The organism is Lysobacter sp. CCNWLW3 (assembly GCF_036697405.1).
In the GTDB taxonomy this organism is placed as follows: domain Bacteria; phylum Pseudomonadota; class Gammaproteobacteria; order Xanthomonadales; family Xanthomonadaceae; genus Lysobacter.
Genome location: NZ_JBAHWA010000018.1, coordinates 30,109 through 46,823, shown reverse-complemented (window position 1 = coordinate 46,823; position 16,715 = coordinate 30,109). Strand labels below are relative to the sequence as shown.

The window sequence follows — 16,715 nt, the reverse complement described above, 5'->3', positions numbered from 1 at the left end:
GCGCCGGATGCGGAAATCGGCACAAAGTTTCGCGCGCCGCCGCATAATCGGCCGATGCCTTCCGCACCGCTGCCGCTGGTGGATCCGGACCTCCTGCAGGAGCTGTTCGATCGTTTGCCCGACGTGGTGTTCTTCATCAAGGACCGTCAGGGCCGCTACACCCACGCCAACCAGACCCTGGTCCAGCGCCTGGGCCTGGGCGGGCGCGAGGCGGTGATCGGCCGCAGCGCCAACGAATTGTTCCCGCCGCGCCTGGGCGACGGCTATGCGGCCCAGGACCGGCGCGTGCTGGCCGGCGGGCGCATCGAGGACCAGTTGGAAATGCACATGTTCCAAAACCGCGCCGCCGGCTGGTGCCTGACCAGCAAGCAGCCGCTGTGGCATGACGGCCAGATCCAGGGCCTGATCGGGATTTCGCGCGACCTGGCCCAACCCGACGGCCGTCATCCGGGCTACGCGCGCCTGCGCCGGGTGCTGGACCACATGGAAGCGCATTACGGCGAACCGGTGCGCATGCAGGCGCTGGCGCAGCTGGCGGGGCTGTCGCTGTCGCAGCTGGAGCGGCAGTTCCGGCGCGTGTTCCAGTTGGCGCCGCAGCAATGGCTCACGCGCCTGCGCATCGAGGCGGCGATGCAGCGCCTGCACGGCGAGGACACCATCGCCGCGATCGGCCACCTGTGCGGCTTCACCGATCAAAGCGCCTTCAGCCGCCAGTTCAAGGCCAGCGTCGGCCTGACTCCTCGCGACTACCGCCGGCTCAAGCCCGCGCCGCCTTGCGCGCGGACATGAGCATCTGCGCGGCCGCGTACAGCACCACGATCACCACCAGCCAGCGCAGCCATTCCAGCGGCAACGACTTGACCACGAAGGCCGCGATCAACACGCCCGGAATGCCGCCCAGGGCCAGGCCCAGCGCGGCGCGCAGATCGTAGCGCCCGGAGCGCACGAAGGCGGCGCCGCCGACCGGCATCAGGAAGGCGCAGGCGCCCATCATGATCGGGAACGCGGCGATCGGATTCATGCCCAGCAGGCTGACCAGGATCAGGCAGGGCGCATACAGGCCGATGCCCAGCATCATCAGCGCGCCCAACAGCAGACTCACCGCGATCGCGAACGCCAGCTTGCCGCGTTCCAGTCCCAGCGCGTCGCCGCCGCCGGGCAGCCAATGCAGGTTGGCCGCCAGGAACAGGCCCGCCGCGATCAGCAGGGCCACGCCCATGCCGATCTGGATCGCGCGCCGCGGCAGCCGCGCGACCACGCGCACGCCCAGCCAGGCGCCGACCACCGCCGCGGCGATCATGCCGATCAGGGTGGCCAGGTCGACCTGCACCACCGCGATGAAGATCAGCGCCTGCACCACCGTCGGCAGGGCGTGGCCGACGTTCAAGGTGCCCGGGATGTGCTCGTCGGCGATGCGGCCGCGCAGCTTGAAGATGGCGGTGGTGGTGGCGAAGGAGCCGATGCCGAGGGTGTCGAAGAAGTTGGCGACGAAGCCGGTGGCCAGATCGCGCGCGTCCGGCCGCCGCGAGGCCTCGGCGGGCGCCTGCGCGCGGCGCGCGCGCTCTATCGCCCACCAGCGCCAGGCATAGCCCAGGGCCAGCAGGCTCAGCGCGGAAAGCAGGACGATGCTGCCGTGCTTGGGATCCATGGTCCGACTCCCTGCGCACGCGGACGCGTGCCCGACGCATGTTCGGCGCGACCGGGCGCGCGCGGCTTGTCTCGCTTCCGCGCGCGGCGTGCGGATAATTGCGTAGTCGGCCGCCGCGGCCGCGCCTAGCATCGAGGCTCCTCGTCCGCCCGGGCCGCGCGCTTGAGCCGAACTTCCACCGCGTCTTCCGTGCTCGTGATCGGCGCAGGCGTGATCGGCCATGCCTGCGCGCTGGCCCTACAGCAGCGCGGCTGGGCCGTGACCCTGACCGATCCCGACCTGCAGGGCGCGGCCGCGTCCTGGGGCAACGCCGGCCACATCGCCACCGAGCAGGCGCAGCCGCTGGCCTCGCCGGCGACCCTGCGCTCGGCGCCGCGGCGCCTGTACGCCTTCGGCGGACCGCTGGCGCTGCGCGATCCGCTCAGCATCGCGCCCTGGGTCTGGCGCTACCTGCGCGCCTGCACGCCCTCGTCCTACGAGCGCGGCCGCCTGGCGCTGCGCGCGCTGCTGGCGCAGGCGATGCCGGCGTGGCGGCGGCTGGCGCGGACGCTGGAGCAACCGGACCTGCTGCGCGAGACCGGGCATTGGCTGTGCTGGGAATCCGAGCGCAGCGCGCTGCACGGCCGCGACGGCTGGGAACGCGCGGACATCGGCGACACCCGTTTCGAATCCCTGGCCGCGGCCGACCTGCAGGCCCTGCGCGCCGGCCTGCGTGCGCCGATCGAGGCCGGCATCGCGTTTTCCGGCACCGCCCAGATCGCCGACCCGCGCCGCCTGTCGCTAGCGCTGCAGGCGCGCTTCGCCGGCTACGGCGGCCGGCGCCGGTACGATCGCATCGCGAGCTTGCGGCGCGAGGGCGACGGCATCCTCGCCCGCGGCAGCGACGGCGCCGAACTGCGCGCCGATCGCGTGCTGGTTTGCGCCGGCGCGCGCTCGCGCGCGCTGATGGCCTCGATCGGCATCCATGCGCCGCTGGTGGCCGAACGCGGCTACCACCTGCAGTGGGCGGACCACGACTGGCCGGACCGGCCGCCGGTGGTGTTCGAAGACCGTTCGATGATCGTGACCCGCTTCCAGAGCGGCCTGCGCGCGGCGGGTTTCGTCGAATACGCGCGCGTGGACACGCCGCCCGATCCGGGCAAATGGCGGCGCCTGCGCCGGCACGTCGCCGAACTCGGCCTGCCGGTGCGCGGCGAGCCCAGCGAATGGTTCGGCGCACGCCCCACCCTGCCCGACTATCTGCCGGCGATGGGGCATAGCGCCCAGCCCGGCCTGTACTACGCCTTCGGCCACCAGCACCTGGGCCTGACCCTGGCCGCGATCAGCGGCGAGCTGGTGGCCCAGGCGATGAGCGAGAGCGCACCGCCGCCGGAGCTGGCCGCGTTCGATCTGTCGCGTTTCGACCGCTGACGCCGCCGGATCCGCGGCGCCGCAGGCCGGCGCGGCACGGCCTTACACTGGCTGCATGCCCACCGATCCCGTCGCCCCGGTCGAAGCCGATGTCGTCGCCGCGCAGATCCGCGATGCCTTCGCCGATTACCACGCGCGCTTCGCCGCGATCACCCGCCGCGCCAAGGGCCGCTTCGAAACCTGCGACTGGAACGGCGCGCGCGACGACGCAGTCGAGCGCATCGCGTTGTACGACCGTTGCGTCGCCGAAGCCAGCGACGCCCTGGAGACCCGCCTGGGCGCGCAGGCCCACGACCGCGCGCTGTGGTCGGCGGTGCACGCGCGCTACGCCGAGCGCATCGAGCCGCTGCTGGACCGCGAGCTCTACAAGACCTTCTTCAACACCCTGACCCGGCGCTTCTTCAAGACCCGCGGCGTGGACGCGGCGATCGAGTTCGTGGCCCTGGACATCGAGCCCACCGACGCCATCACCCACCCGGTCGCGCGCCACAGCTACGCGGTGTCGGAGGACCGGCTCACCGAAACTCTCATGCGGGTGCTGGACGATTATCCGTTCGCGGTACCCTACGCGCACCGCACGCGCTGCGCGGCCGGCATCGCGGTGCGCCTGCAGGACGATCTGCACCATTGGGGCCCCAGCCCGGTGCGCGCGATCGAGTTGCTGGACGCGGTGTTCTACCGCGAGCGCCGCGCCTATCTGGTCGGGCGCGTGTTCGGCGAGCGCGCGTTCTCGCCCTGCGTGATCGCGCTGGTCAACGACGGCGGCGCCCTGCGCGTCGACGCGGTGTTGACCCTGCGCGCCGACGTGGTCCAGCTGTTCAGCTATTCGCGCAGCTATTTCCACGCCGACCTGGGCACGGTCGGCGACGCGGTGGTGTTCCTGCGCACGCTGTTGCCGGGCAAACCGATCGACGAGCTCTACACCGTGCTCGGCCGCGCCAAGCAGGGCAAGACCGAACGCTACCGCACTTTCTTCCGCCAGTTCGCGGCCCAGGCCGGCGAGCGCCTGGTGCGCGCCGACGGCGAACGCGGCATGGTCATGGCGGTGTTCACCCTGCCCAGCTATCCGCTGGTGTTCAAACTGATCCGCGACCGCTTCGCCTATCCCAAGGACATCGCGCGCACCGAGGTCGAGGCCAAGTACGCGCTGGTGTTCCACCACGACCGCGTCGGCCGCCTGGTCGATGCGCAGCCGTTCCGCTTCCTGCGTTTTCCGCGCGCGCGCTTCGCGCCCGACCTGCTGGACGAGCTGCTCGGCACCTGCGCCGGCAGCATCACCCAGGACGGCGACGACCTGGTCTTGCACCTGTGCTACGTCGAGCGCCGCCTGCGACCGCTGAACCTGTACCTGCGCGAGCAACCGCTGGAGGCCGCGCGCGCGGCCGCGATCGACTACGGCCAGGCGATCAAGGACCTGGCCCTGGCCAACATCTTCCCCGGCGACCTGCTGCTGAAGAATTTCGGCGTCTCGCGCCACGGGCGCGCGGTGTTCTACGACTACGACGAACTGTGCCTGGTCACCGACTGCCGTTTCCGCGCCGTGCCCGAGGCGCGCAATCACGAAGACGAGATGGAAGCCGCGGCCTGGTTCTATGCCGCCGGCAATGACGTGTTCCCCGAGCAGTTCCCGCGCTTCCTCGGCCTGGCGCCGCCCTTGCTGGGCGCGCTGCTGCATACGCACCCGGAGATTTTCCGGGTGGAGTGGTGGCAGGGCGTGCAGGCGGCGCTGCGCGAGGGCCGCTACACCGACGTCGCGCCGTACCCGCTGGACCGGCGCCTGCCCTAAGCCTTCATGTTCAGTTGTCGCGAAACGCCGCAGGCAGGTTGGGCAACGAGTACAGATCCAGTTCCAGCCGCGTCGGCTCGCCTTCGATCTCGACGCCGACCGTAAACACGCCTGCGGCGATCAGGCGCAGCTCGGCGCGACCCTCGATTGGCGCCACCGGCTTTTGCGACGGATTGAAAGTGGGGTGCAGGTGAAAGACGACCGTGCCCTGCAACGGCGGCGCGTCGTCTGTTGCGCGCACGCTGAGCAGCACGGTGCACAGGCTGCCATCCTGGTTCAAGGGGTTCACCTCGGCGCTGAGCACCCTGCCGTTGGCACTGGCGCTGCCGCCGAACCGTCCCTTGTTCGGATCCGAATCCCACAGCGGCGTGTCGCTGCGCAGGGCGGTCGTGGTGCCGGTACGTTTGGTCGAGGGCGTCGTGGCGGGCGGCGCGGTGCCGCGCGCGATGAAGGCCACCGCGTCGTCCAGCGTAGCCTGGCTTTCGCGCGCGCGCAGCTCGGCATCCTGGCGTCGGCGCCGTTCGGCCGCGACCGCGCTCTGGCTGCTTTCCAGGTACTGGACGAAATCGGTGCGGGTCCAGATGTAGGACGCCAGGAAGCCCAATAGCGCCGCAGTCGCAAGCAGGAACCCGGCGGTGGTCGCGCCGTTCGTCAGCCCCCAGTCGGCAGCCGCTTGCACGGACAGACGGTTGAAACCGACAGCGATTTCGCGCGCCTGCACCAGGCTCACGCCGACGACGATCTTGGTCAGCCAGTCGCTGATCTGTTCGAGGTTGGTGTTGTGGCTGAAGCCTGGATCGGCACGTTGCACTCCGCCTTCGCGCGCAGGGCCGGCGACGATCGTCGGCGCCGGCTCGGTCAGCGCGCGCGGTATGCCGAACAGGAACCCCAGCAGGGTGCCGAGCAAGGCCGCGCACAAGACCCCGGCGACCGCGGCGCCGGTCTTGAGCTGGAAACCGATCGCGGCTGCGGCGCTGAGGAGTATCAGCACCGCCAGGACGGCGGCGACCAGTGCCGCCCGCACGATCGGGCGCGAGGGCGACTCGCCCGGGTCGCGGGCGCGTGGCGGCGGGGAGGTGCGTGGTGTCGGCTGCGTGTCCATCGCGGCGCTCTCGATTCCGTTCTCGCGCTAGTCAACGCGAACCGGCGCGCCCGGCGGCCTTCAGCGCCAGCTGGACGGATCGATCGGCAGGTCCATGCGCGGATCGTGCACCTGCAGCTGGTCGTCGGCGCCGAGCAGGTCGGGATAGACCACCAGGTTCAGGCCGCCGATGCGGCGCGTGGACGGGAACACGATCGCGGCCAGGCCGGCGGCGCGCACGTCGTCGGCGATCACCCAGCTCGGCGGTTCGATCTCGTCCAGGAAGGCCAGGCGCTTCCAGTTGCAGGACAGCTCCTGCCACAGCGGCGCCCAGTGCGCGGGGTCGTAGCCGTGGCGGAAGTCGGCGACGCGGGCGATGCCGACGCGGTAGGCGACCAGGGTGCCGGGGCGTACCAGCGGATCGTCCTGGCGGAACTCCTCGATCGCGGTTTCCGGTTCCAGCGCCAGGTAGAGCGCGTCGATGCCGGGCCGGTTGAGGCGGCCGCCGGCGATGGCCGCGCCGGCGCCGCTGAGCGGCTGGAACGACCAGCGCGGGGTGTGCATGCGATACGCCGGGAGCTCCGGCCCCAGCCCCGCGAGGATCATCCGCTGGCGCCGCCTTCCAGCGTCGCCAGGTAACGGATCACGGCCTCGGATTTGCCGTCGCGCACCAGCTCGGCCGCGGTGCGGTAACCGAACTCGGCGATCGGGTGGTTGATGAACCAGAACAGGGTGCGCTCGCGGTCGTCGTTCACCCGGTAGGCCGCGGCCAGCACCTTGACGATGTCGCGCAGGGCGCCCTGCAACTGCGCCGACTCCGGATTGCCGGTGACCGTGTTGCGGTGCACACGCGCCAGGCCGGCCAGGTCGCTCACGCCCATGTGCAAGGCCTGGGCCATGCGCACCGGCGACAGCGTCGGGCGCGAGGGCTCGCGCAAGGTTTCCAGGAAAGTGTCGAAGGCGGCGGCGGACACGGCGGGCTCCTGCTCGGTTTGGGCCCATGATACGCCCAAATTACGCACAAGCAAGGCCCGCCCGAAGCGCATGAAGCAGAAGGCCCGGACGAACCGGGCCTTCTTAGGGGAAGGAATGCGGGCGACCCAGCACTGTCAGCAGCACGCGCCGATCGCGCCCGGGGCGCCGCAGCTGGCGGCGGCCTGGGAGACGCCCGCCAGGATGGGCTTGGGGGCCACCGCCACCGGCTTGGCGTCCGCTGCGGGCACGGCCTCGGGCGGGTCGAAGAAGCGGTGATCGGTCAGGTACCCCTGCATGAACAGCAGGTCCTTGTAGATGCTCAAGACGCTCATGACGTGCTCCTGGCGGGCCGGACGCCGGTCCGGAATGGACTGGCTTGTTGAGTAGGTTGCAAGTTACGCTTGGTCCTTAGCTTGAAAAAGCGATAATTCTGCAAGCTAGACTTGAATTGAATTCAACATGAGCCGCCCTCCTCTGCACGCCCTGCTGGGTTTCGCCGCCGCCGCCCGCAGCGGCAACCTGACCCGCGCCGCGGGCTCGATGCACCTCACCGTGAGCGCCTTGAGCCACCAGATCCGTGCCCTGGAGGAACGCCTGGGCCGGCGCCTGTTCGAGCGCGGGCCGCGCGGGGTCAAGCTGACCGCCGACGGCGAGCGCCTGCTGAACCGGATCGCGCCGCATCTGGAAGCGCTGGACCATGCCCTGCGCCCCTACGCGCCCTGCCGCGACGACGTGCTGACCCTGAGCCTGATGGCGTCGATGGCCTCGGCCTGGCTGGTGCCGCGCCTGGGCGATTTCCTGGCCCTGCATCCGCAGCTGGAGCTCAACCTGCAATCGAGCACGCGCTTGGTCGATTTCGCGCGCGAGACCAATGTCGACGCCGCCCTGCGCGGCGGCTACGGCGGCTGGCCGGGCGTGGTGATCGAACACCTGTTCGACGAAACCCTGACCCCGGTCGCCAGCCCCAAGCTGATCGAGCGCATGGGCGGGCTGCCGGCGCGGGAGGATCTACAGCGCTGGCCCCTGCTCGGCGATCCGGCCGATCACTGGCGCGACTGGTTCGAGCACTACGGCGGCCGCGAGCCCAACCGCTACGTCGCCCACTTCGACGATTCCGAAACCATGCACCGCGCCGCGGTCGAAGGCATGGGCGTGGCGCTGGCGCGCATGGCGCGCACGCGCCTGCTGATCGAGAACGGCCAGCTGGTGTCGCTGCGCCCCGAACGCCTGCGCACCGACTACGCCCACTACCTGGTGTATCCGCAGCGCTCGGCCGACCACGCCGGCCTGCTCGCCTTCCGCGGCTGGGTGCACGAGCAGGCCCAGGCCTACGTGGCGCGCATGCAAGAGACCCTGCCCAGCGACGAGGCGCTCACGCGCACGGTGCGCAAGCATTCGCAGACCTAGCGCGACCCGGACGACCGGCACTGGTCGCTAACGCGGCAGCGGTTAGGCTGATCGCCCTTTCCGCACCGAGGCCGACGCATGACCGCTCTCCCCCTGCACCGTTCGTTGCTGGTCGCCGTGATCGCCGCCGCGCTGGCGGCCGGCGTCGGCGTCGGCCACGCCGCCGACAAGGCCAAGCCGGCCGCGTCCGCCCGCGCCATCGAAACCGCGCTGGCCAAGCCGCTGGCCGGCGACTGGCGCGACGCCAAGAACCGCGCCCGCGACGTCTACCGCCACCCCGCCCAGACCCTGGCCTTCTTCGGCGTGAAGCCCGACCAGACCGTCATCGAGATCACCCCCGGCGGCGGCTGGTACAGCGAAGTGCTGGCGCCCTACCTCAAGGCCGACGGCCGTTACGTGGCGGCGGTCTGGGACGATGCGATTCCGGGCCAGCCCAAGTACCGCTACGGCCTCAACACCCAGCTGCGCGCCAAGTTCGCCGGCAACCCCGCGGTGTTCGGTACGCCGGACGTGCGCGTGTTCGATCCCAAGGCGCCGAACTTCGGCCCGGCCGGCGCCGCCGACACCGTGCTGACCTTCCGCAACGCCCACAACTGGGTGTCCGACGGCAACGCGCCGGCTTACTTCAAGGCTTTCTACGACGCGCTCAAGCCCGGCGGCGTGCTCGGCGTGGTCGACCATCGCGCCAAGCCCGGCACCGATCTGGAGGCGATGAAGAAGTCCGGCTATCTCACCGAAGCGCTGGTGATCGAACTGGCGCAGGGCGCGGGCTTCGTGCTCGACGCCAAGAGCGAGGTCAACGCCAACCCCAAGGACACCGCCGATCATCCCAACGGCGTGTGGACCCTGCCGCCCAGCAACCAGCACGACGCGGCCGACGACGCCAAGTACAAGGCGGTCGGCGAAAGCGATCGCATGACCTTGCGCTTCAAGAAGCCGGGCTGAGTCCGGCGCCGATACGCGCCACGCGTACGCGGCCGGACCGCGACGCGCGGCGCGCATCGGGCCGCACGATTTCCTCCACGCCCCGGCGCGCGGCGCAGGGCCATCGCGTTCCATTACAGTGAACGCACAACCGCTTGGGGATGTTGGGGATGACGGAAGGAACCAAGGCGCGGCGCCTGATCGCCGGGCTGAGTCTTGCGCTGGCCCTGGGAATCGCCGCCGCACTGGTGCTGATGCCGCAACTGCGCAGCCCCGGCTACTGGACCTCGCTGGGCGCTGCGACGCCGCAGGTGCCGGCGGCCGATGCGGACGCCCAATCGCGGCAGACCGCCGAGGTTCCCGCGCTCGACAGCGCTGCCGCCGAGGCCGTCGCCAGCGCCGTGGCGGTGCCCGGTTCGCAGAACGATGCCGTCGCGGCGGCCGCGCCCGACACCAGTTCGCTGGACGTGCTGCCGGGCCCGTACCGCAACCTGCCGGCCGCCGCGCCGCCGTTCGCGCTGCAGACCGACGTGCGCTACGAAGGCCGTCTGGGATTGGAGGATCTGCCGCCGGTGGTGCTGCCGACCTCGATCGAGGAATCCCTGCAGCACAGCGTCGATTCGGCCTCGGACGAGGACAGCCAGGCCGTGGCGGCCGCGGACATCGAACGCGCGATACGCCGCCGCGGCAAGGCCGGCGCCGAGGTCTGCGCCGGCGAGGCCCTGCAAGCCGGGCAGCGCGCGCTGATGCGCCGGCGCGAATTCGTGCTGCCCTGGGTGCGCAGCGGCGACCTGGTGATGATCCAGGGCGAATTCCCGGGCAACGGCTTCCAGCGCGCCAAGCGCGCCGGCGGCAAGCCCGCGGGCCGGCCGGAAGTGACGATGGAAGCGCACGGCCCGAGCTACGAGTACTTCCGCGCCAGCCTCAACCACGAGCCCAGCGCGCAGGCCGACGACAAGGGCCAGCTGGCCTTGGTGTTCAAGGCCGAGAAGGACGGCGCGTACCGGCTGGCGGTCAAGGTCGACGACTGCACCGCGGCCGGCTCCGTGGCCTACGCGCTGCAGGTGCGGCGCCGCGGCGCGCGCACCCAGACCGCCGACGCCGCACCGGCGGCGACGCGCACCCAGGCCCTGCCGGCGGCGAGCCTGCCGCTGGTCGCGGTCGGCGACACCTATCAAGGCCAGCTGCGGCCGGCGCAGCCGCTCAAGGGTGCGTATTCGCCGTCGACGCTGTACATGACCCTGTTCCAGGACATGCGCATCGGGCCCCTGGCCAAGGGCAAGCGCTATCTGATCGAAGTGGCCAGCCCCGATGTCGATCCGGCTTTGCAGTTGTTCCAGCGCGGTCCGCAGGTCGGCGACACCTCGCCGCGCCAGGACAGCGACGGCGGCGCGCACGGCAACGCCATGCTGGTCTACCAGCCCACGCTGGACGGCCCGCACATCCTGCGCGTGCTCGGCACCGATCCGCGCGACGCCGAACGCGAGAACGCGCGCTTCGGTTACCAGGTGCGCGTGAGCGAATGGACGCCGTGAGCGCGCCGCGCTGACGCGGCGTTTGGCGGCGCGCACGCGCCTGCGCGATCATGCGCGCATGCTGATCGCGTTCAACAAGCCCTTTGGAGTGCTCTGCCAGTTCACCGACCGCAGCGTACCGCCGCGTCCGACGCTGGCCGGCTTCGGACTGCCGCCGGACGTGTACGCCGCCGGCCGGCTCGATCACGACAGCGAAGGCCTGCTGCTGCTCACCGACGACGGCGGCCTGGCCCACCGGCTGACCGATCCGCGCCACAAGCAGGGCAAGACCTACTGGGTGCAGGTGGAAGGCGATCCGTCCGAGGAACAGCTGCGCGCCTTGCGCGAGGGCGTCGAACTCAACGACGGCCGCACCCTGCCGGCGCAGGCGGCACGCATCGACACGCCGGCGCTGTGGCCGCGCGATCCGCCGGTGCGCTTTCGCAAGACCGTGCCGGATGCGTGGTTGGCGCTGACGATAGGCGAAGGCCGCAATCGCCAGGTGCGGCGCATGACCGCGGCGGTGGGGCTGCCGACGCTGCGGCTGGTGCGGGTGGCGATCGCCGAGCATCGTCTCGACGGGTTGGCGCCGGGGGCGTGGCGGGAGCTCTAGCGCGATCGGAGTTCGCCGCCGTTCGGGGTGTCGCGATCGCGGCTTACGCCGCTCCCACAGAAAGCCCATCGCCGCTTTGGGGTAGGAGCGGCGTCAGCCGCGACCACGCCACCTCAGGCACCGCGCACGCCACATGCCCCCTGTAGGAGCGGCGCAAGCCGCGACCGCGCCACCACAGACACCGCGCAAGCGCCGCGCTTTCTGTGGGAGCGGCGTAAGCCGCGATTCGCGCTAACGATGCGGCGACGTCGCCACCGAAGCGCGCCTCGCTACCGCGCACACCCGCGCATCCCCCTCACTCCCGCTCCGCCACCGGCGGCGCCACCGGCACCGAGTTCGCGCCCGGCCGGGTCAGGATCAACACCCCGCCCAGCACCACCGCGGTGCCCACGATCTGCACCGGGGTGATCGCCTCGCCCAGCACCCAGCCGCCCAGGAACACCAGCGACACCGGCCCCAGCACCGACAGCTGCGCCGCCGTGCCCGCGCCCAGGCGCGCGACCGCGGCCATGGTGAAGGTCACCGGCAGGAAGGTGCACAGCAGCGCGTTGGCCGCGGCCAGGCCATAGACCTGCCAGGGCAGCTGCAGCAGGTGGGCGGGATCGCGCGCGACCAGATAGTGGATCAAGGTGGCCGCGGTCGAGACCACCATCGCGTAGGCGACCAGGCGCAGCGAGCCCACGCGCTGGATCACCTGCCCCGACATCGCCAGGTACAGCGCATAGCAGAACGCCGCCATCAACACCAACGCGCTGCCCAGCAGCACGTGCTCGCCTTCCACGCGCAGGTTCTCGGCCATCACCAACGCGACGCCGGCGTAGCTCACCGCCATCGCGATCCATTCCTTGCGCGCGACCTTGCGTCCGAACGCGAACACGCCCATCAGCAGCACGAAGGTCGGATTGAGGAACAGGATCAGCCGCTCCAGCGACACCGGCACGTACTCCAGGCCCCAGAAGTCGAGCAGGCTGGACAGGTAGTAGCCCAGCACCCCCAGCACCACGATCAGGCCCAGGTCGCGCCGGCTCAGGCCATCGCCGCGGGCGCGGGCGCGGCGGGTCTCGCGCAGGCCCAGCAGCGCGAACAGGGGCAGCGACAGCGACATGCGCAGCGCCATCACGTCCAGCGCGTCGATGCCGTAGCGGTACTGCAGCTTGGCCAGGATCGCCTTGGCCGAGAACAGGATCGCGCCGGCGGCGGCCAGGCTCAGGCCGAGGCGCCGGGCGGCGGGGTCGTGGGTGGGGGTCACGGCGGGTTCGCGAGGACGGAGCCCGGCCATGATAGCCGGCACGCCGCTCGGCCGGCCGCCGGGCCGGGCCGCCGGAGCCGGCGGCGGGCGCCCCGGGCCGACGCCGTGGCGTGGGGCCGGCCGCGGCCCTGCGCCCGCCGATCGGAAGCCGTCGCGGCGGCTCCGGCGCCGACGTTGCGAACGCCGGTGAATGGTTCAGACTGTGCCCGGAAACGCGTCGCTACGACGCAGAAATATTCTGCTAAGTTGCCAGCATAAATGCGCACAGATGACGTGTCAGAGGCGCGGCCAGACTCGCCGCAAAGCCCGGCGGTTCCCGACCGCGACGAGCATCTCTTGCCCGATCTTGCGCAGGCTGGGCAGGCTGTGGGGAGCGACACCGGACGTATGACCATCGCTGCGACGTCCATGGGCCGGATACTGGTGGTCGACGACCAAGCCGCCAATCTGCGCGTGGTCGGCGCCTTGCTGCAGCGCCAGGGTTACGAAGTGATCCCGGCGTCCAGCGGCGACGAGGCGCTGGCGCGCTACGCCGAATCCGAGCCCGACCTGATCCTGCTCGACGTGATGATGCCGGGCATGGACGGTTTCGAGGTCATGCAGGCGCTGAGCGCGCAGGCGCCGTTGAAGGTGCCGGTGGTGTTCGTCACCGCCGCCCACGACCGCGACCTGCTGCTGCGTGCCTTCGACGCCGGCGTGGTCGACTACGTCACCAAGCCCTTCCTGCCCGAAGAACTGCTGGCGCGGGTCAACGCCCATATCGGCCTCAAGCTCACCCGCGACCGGCTGGAGCGGGTCGCGCGCGAGCGCGAAGAGCTGGTCAATCTGGTCGCGCACGACCTCAAGAACCCGCTCACCAGCGTGCTGTTCGCCAGCGACCTGCTGCGCAGCGGCGGCTGCAAGCCCGAGCGCGTGCCGCGCTACCTGCAGATGATCCACGAGAGCGCCGACGACGCCCTGGGCTACATCCGCCATTACCTGGAAAGCAGCAGCGCCGGCAAACGCAGCGGCAGCGGCGACGAGCGCGCCGACCTGGGCCAGACCCTGCAATGGCTGGTGCACCGCTACGAAATGCAGTTGGACGCGCGCGGCATCCGCATCGAGGTCGCGCCGCCGCCGGGCCCGGCCCAGGTCGCGATCGACCCGCGCGTGCTGCGCCAGGTCAGCGAGAACCTGGTCACCAACGCGATGAAGTACGCGCCCGGCAGCGAGCTGCTGCTGGCCGCGCGTCCGGGCGCGCCGGGGTTCTGGCAGCTGATCGTGGCCGACCGCGGGCCGGGCATCGCGCCGGCGCGGCAGCGCGAGCTGTTCAAGCCCTTCGTGCGCCTGCACGAGGACGCCGTCGACGACGGCCTGTCCAGCGGCCTGGGCCTGTCGCTGGCGCGCCAGATCGTGGCCAACTTCGGCGGCCAGCTCTGGTACGAAGACCGCCGCCAGGGCGGCGCGCGCTTCGTCGTGGAACTGCCCGAGGCGCCCTAGCGCGGCCCCGGGCGGACGGCCCGGGCCTTATTCCTTATTCGCTGGCGCTGCCCTCGTCGGCCGCGCGACTGCGCCGCCGCCGCGCGCTGCCGTCGGCGCGGCGCGCGTCGATGCGCTTGGCGCTGCCTTCGATGGGCGCGTCGGCGCGGGTCTTGGCGCGATGCCGCGCCGCCAGCCACAGCAGGCCGGCGCCGGCCACCGCCGCCACCGCGATCGCCGGGTTGCGGCGCACGAAGCCGCCGGCCACGCGTGCGCCGGTCTTGACCGCGCCCAGCACGACCCCGGCCTCGAGCAACTTGCCGGCGCTGCCGGGGACCTGTTTGAGACTCTCGCCGACCGTGGCGACGAGTTCCATGGCGCGTTCGGGCAGCGTATTGAGCTTGCTCATCGGATCCGATCCTGAGGCTGGAATGCGGGGTCCAGTCTCCATCGCGGATCGTTGAAACCGCGTGATCGGGGTCGCGTATTGCCGGCCCGGGGCTGAATGCCGATCATGGCCGCACCCGGTCGCCCGATCCGGGACCGACCCCGCGAGCCGCCATGATCCGAGTGCTGCCCAACGTGCTCAACGCCGCCGAATTGCAGGCGGTGCGCGAGCTGCTGCCGCAGGTGCGCTTCGGCGACGGCCGCATCACCAACCCCGACTCCACGGTCAAGCAGAACCTGCAGGCGCCGCAGGAGGATCCGGCCAACGCGCGCATCGCCCAGATCGCGCGCGACGCCTTCATGCGCCACCCCGACGTGCGCGTGTTCGCGCATCCGCGCCAGATGGCGCGGACCACGGTGGTGCGCTACGAGCCGGGCATGAACTACGGCTGGCACGTCGACGAGGCGCTGTTCCCGTCCACGCCGCCGCTGCGCAGCGACCTGTCGTGCACGATCTTCCTCAACGCCCCCGGCGAATACGACGGCGGCGAACTGACCATCGAGCTCGGCGCCCAGCACTTGGTCTACAAGCTCGAGGCCGGCAGCGCGATCCTCTATCCGTCCACCACCATCCACCGCGTCACCCCGGTCACCCGCGGCGTGCGCCTGGCCGCGATCACCTGGCTGCAGAGCTGGGTGGCCGACGTGTCCAAGCGCGAACTGCTGGTGCAGCTGGACGAGGCGCGCGCGCTCGTCGCCGCCCGCCCCGGCGGCCCGGAACCGCGCCTGCAGGTGCTGCTGGAATCGCTGCGCACCAACCTGTTCCGGATGTGGGCCGATACCTGATCTAGCCGCGACGCGCGGCGCGGGCCATGGCTGCCTGCGCGTCGCCGCGTGACGACGCGGCGATGCGGTTCGCCTTCGGCTCACCACATCCTACGGCCCGTGCTTTTCCTCCCCTTTGTTGAGGAGGAGTGCTTTTGCGGCGACGCAGGCCCGCCGCTCATGGTTCGTGGGCTCACCACGAACGGCTCTCGGAGCGGCGGCGTCGCTGCTTTTGCCTCCCCCTTTGGAAAAGGGGGATTGAGGGGGATTTGCTTTGCTCGCAACGCAGCGCATCCGCGCACGCGACCAGAGCTCAGCCGCGCCGGATCAGTCGGCGACGGCCGCCATCAACGCCGGTTCGCGGCGCACGAGCGTGTCGACCCAGGCCTGGCCTTCGGCGATTTCGCCGGCGTGGCGCTGCAGCGCCAGCGCCAGGTCGTGGGCGCGATCGTCGGCGCTGTAGCCGTGCGTCTGCGCTTTCGAGTAGCGGCCCCAGGCCGGCGAAGCCAGGGCGCGCGCTATGCCGTGCGGATCCAGGCCCAGATGCGCGGCCAGGCCTTGCAGGCTGGCTTCGGGCTGCGCGAGCAGGGTTTCGAAATCCACGCGCAGCACGCGCGCGGCGTGTTCGCCGCCGGCATGCGCGGCGAAGCGCGCACGCTCGGCCAGCCAGCCCATCGCGCATTGCTGCGGCAATGACAAGGCGTGCAGGGCCACGCCGGCGGCGTGGCCGCGCGATTGCAGATCGCGCAGGCGTTCGCCGGCGGCGCTGGCCGCGTCCAGCACCGAGGCCGGCGATTTCAGCAAGGTCGCCAGATACGGCCGCAGCGGCATGTCCAGCAGCACCGCGCGCGCGTCGGCGCAGGCGTCCAGCAGCGGCGCGATCAGGCCGTTGCAGCCGCTGGTGGCCTTGACCACGCTGCGCGTATGCGGCGGCAGCGCGCGGCTCCAGTTCGACCACAGCGCGCGCAGCAGCGCGGGCGCTTCGTCCTCGGCCAGGCGCGACTCCGGCCGGCCCAACTGCGGCCAGGCTTCCGCCAGGCTGCGCAGCGGCAGCGGTTCGCGCAGGCCCTGCACCTGCGGCCAGGCGCTGAGCACGCGGCTGAGCAGGGTCGAGCCGCAATGGCCGATGTGGAAGATCGCGTCGGCCTGCGGCCCGCCGTGCGCGGGCGGCAGGGAACTCAGCGGCATCCAGCCGCCCTCGGCCTGGGCCGGCAGGGCGCGGTCGTCGAGGAAGGCGGCTTCGGCGCGTTGCGACGCGTCCAGGCGCAGCCACAGCACACGGCGGCCGACCAGGTCGAGCTTGAACGGCAGGAACTCGGGCAGGTCGGCGGGGCTGGCGCTCATGCGCGGCAAGGAGCGTGGACGGGTGGAGCCTCAGTGTAGGCGATGCGTCCGAAGCCGCGATGCCGCGGCGGATCGCTGCGGTGTGATGGCGCGA

Annotated in this window: 17 protein-coding genes; 9 read left to right on the top strand and 8 right to left on the bottom strand. The window is 71.3% G+C overall.

Annotation, left to right across the window (positions count from 1 at the left end; translation table 11 throughout):
* Positions 1–69: 69 nt before the first annotated feature.
* Positions 70–789 (top strand): AraC family transcriptional regulator, encoded by a 720-nt coding sequence (locus V1318_RS18875; protein ID WP_332941335.1) that lies wholly within the window; start codon positions 70–72, stop codon positions 787–789.
* On the opposite strand, the gene V1318_RS18870 is transcribed toward V1318_RS18875, so the two are convergent.
* The gene (locus tag V1318_RS18870) at positions 758–1,780 is read right to left on the bottom strand and encodes a sulfite exporter TauE/SafE family protein (protein WP_332941301.1); all 1,023 of its coding nucleotides are present in this window, start codon (positions 1,778–1,780) and stop codon (positions 758–760) included. The genes V1318_RS18875 and V1318_RS18870 overlap by 32 nt on opposite strands.
* A 30-nt stretch (positions 1,781–1,810) precedes the next feature.
* Between V1318_RS18870 and V1318_RS18865 the strand changes: the two genes are divergently transcribed.
* Together V1318_RS18865 and aceK are read left to right on the top strand one after the other, a co-directional pair.
* Positions 1,811–3,058: an FAD-dependent oxidoreductase gene (locus V1318_RS18865; RefSeq protein ID WP_332941300.1), complete on the top strand. Its 1,248-nt coding sequence runs from the start codon at positions 1,811–1,813 to the stop codon at positions 3,056–3,058.
* 55 nt (positions 3,059–3,113) lie between these two features.
* Positions 3,114–4,844 carry a bifunctional isocitrate dehydrogenase kinase/phosphatase gene (gene aceK / locus V1318_RS18860; protein WP_332941299.1) on the top strand — a complete coding sequence of 577 codons (1,731 nt, stop codon included), beginning with the start codon at positions 3,114–3,116 and terminating at the stop codon, positions 4,842–4,844.
* 10 nt (positions 4,845–4,854) lie between these two features.
* Here the strand turns inward: aceK and V1318_RS18855 are convergent, their stop codons facing one another.
* From V1318_RS18855 to V1318_RS18840, 4 genes are all read right to left on the bottom strand, one after another.
* Positions 4,855–5,751: a pYEATS domain-containing protein gene (locus tag V1318_RS18855; protein WP_332941298.1), complete on the bottom strand. Its 897-nt coding sequence runs from the start codon at positions 5,749–5,751 to the stop codon at positions 4,855–4,857.
* 255 nt (positions 5,752–6,006) lie between these two features.
* Entirely contained in the window at positions 6,007–6,489 is a 483-nt protein-coding gene (locus V1318_RS18850; protein WP_332941297.1) for an RES family NAD+ phosphorylase, read from the bottom strand.
* 38 nt (positions 6,490–6,527) lie between these two features.
* Positions 6,528–6,899 (bottom strand): DNA-binding protein, encoded by a 372-nt coding sequence (locus V1318_RS18845; RefSeq protein ID WP_332941296.1) that lies wholly within the window; start codon positions 6,897–6,899, stop codon positions 6,528–6,530.
* 135 nt (positions 6,900–7,034) lie between these two features.
* Positions 7,035–7,232 (bottom strand): hypothetical protein, encoded by a 198-nt coding sequence (locus V1318_RS18840; RefSeq protein ID WP_332941295.1) that lies wholly within the window; start codon positions 7,230–7,232, stop codon positions 7,035–7,037.
* Positions 7,233–7,359: 127 nt separating this feature from the next.
* Here V1318_RS18840 and V1318_RS18835 point away from each other — a divergent pair, with 127 nt between their 5' ends.
* The 4 genes from V1318_RS18835 (at position 7,360) to V1318_RS18820 (ending at position 11,358) form a co-directional block, all read left to right on the top strand.
* Entirely contained in the window at positions 7,360–8,307 is a 948-nt protein-coding gene (locus tag V1318_RS18835) for a LysR substrate-binding domain-containing protein (RefSeq protein WP_332941294.1), read from the top strand.
* A 78-nt stretch (positions 8,308–8,385) separates the two neighbouring features.
* Positions 8,386–9,252, top strand: coding sequence for a methyltransferase (locus tag V1318_RS18830; RefSeq protein ID WP_332941293.1), 867 nt, complete (start codon positions 8,386–8,388; stop codon positions 9,250–9,252).
* A gap of 149 nt (positions 9,253–9,401) precedes the next feature.
* Positions 9,402–10,766 (top strand): hypothetical protein, encoded by a 1,365-nt coding sequence (locus V1318_RS18825; RefSeq protein ID WP_332941292.1) that lies wholly within the window; start codon positions 9,402–9,404, stop codon positions 10,764–10,766.
* 58 nt (positions 10,767–10,824) lie between these two features.
* Complete coding sequence (locus tag V1318_RS18820) at positions 10,825–11,358, top strand: pseudouridine synthase (protein ID WP_332941291.1); 534 nt, start codon at positions 10,825–10,827, stop codon at positions 11,356–11,358.
* A gap of 295 nt (positions 11,359–11,653) precedes the next feature.
* Here V1318_RS18820 and V1318_RS18815 read toward each other — a convergent pair whose 3' ends face one another.
* A complete protein-coding gene (locus V1318_RS18815; protein ID WP_332941290.1) occupies positions 11,654–12,607 on the bottom strand; it encodes a DMT family transporter in 954 nt (317 codons plus the stop codon).
* A 387-nt stretch (positions 12,608–12,994) separates the two neighbouring features.
* Between V1318_RS18815 and V1318_RS18810 the strand changes: the two genes are divergently transcribed.
* The gene (locus V1318_RS18810) at positions 12,995–14,086 is read left to right on the top strand and encodes a hybrid sensor histidine kinase/response regulator (protein WP_332941289.1); all 1,092 of its coding nucleotides are present in this window, start codon (positions 12,995–12,997) and stop codon (positions 14,084–14,086) included.
* Positions 14,087–14,120: 34 nt separating this feature from the next.
* Here V1318_RS18810 and V1318_RS18805 read toward each other — a convergent pair whose 3' ends face one another.
* Positions 14,121–14,474, bottom strand: coding sequence for a hypothetical protein (locus V1318_RS18805; protein WP_332941288.1), 354 nt, complete (start codon positions 14,472–14,474; stop codon positions 14,121–14,123).
* Positions 14,475–14,626: 152 nt separating this feature from the next.
* Here V1318_RS18805 and V1318_RS18800 point away from each other — a divergent pair, with 152 nt between their 5' ends.
* Positions 14,627–15,298, top strand: coding sequence for a Fe2+-dependent dioxygenase (locus V1318_RS18800; RefSeq protein WP_332941287.1), 672 nt, complete (start codon positions 14,627–14,629; stop codon positions 15,296–15,298).
* 306 nt (positions 15,299–15,604) lie between these two features.
* Here V1318_RS18800 and V1318_RS18795 read toward each other — a convergent pair whose 3' ends face one another.
* The gene (locus V1318_RS18795) at positions 15,605–16,621 is read right to left on the bottom strand and encodes a hypothetical protein (protein ID WP_332941286.1); all 1,017 of its coding nucleotides are present in this window, start codon (positions 16,619–16,621) and stop codon (positions 15,605–15,607) included.
* Positions 16,622–16,715: the final 94 nt, after the last annotated feature.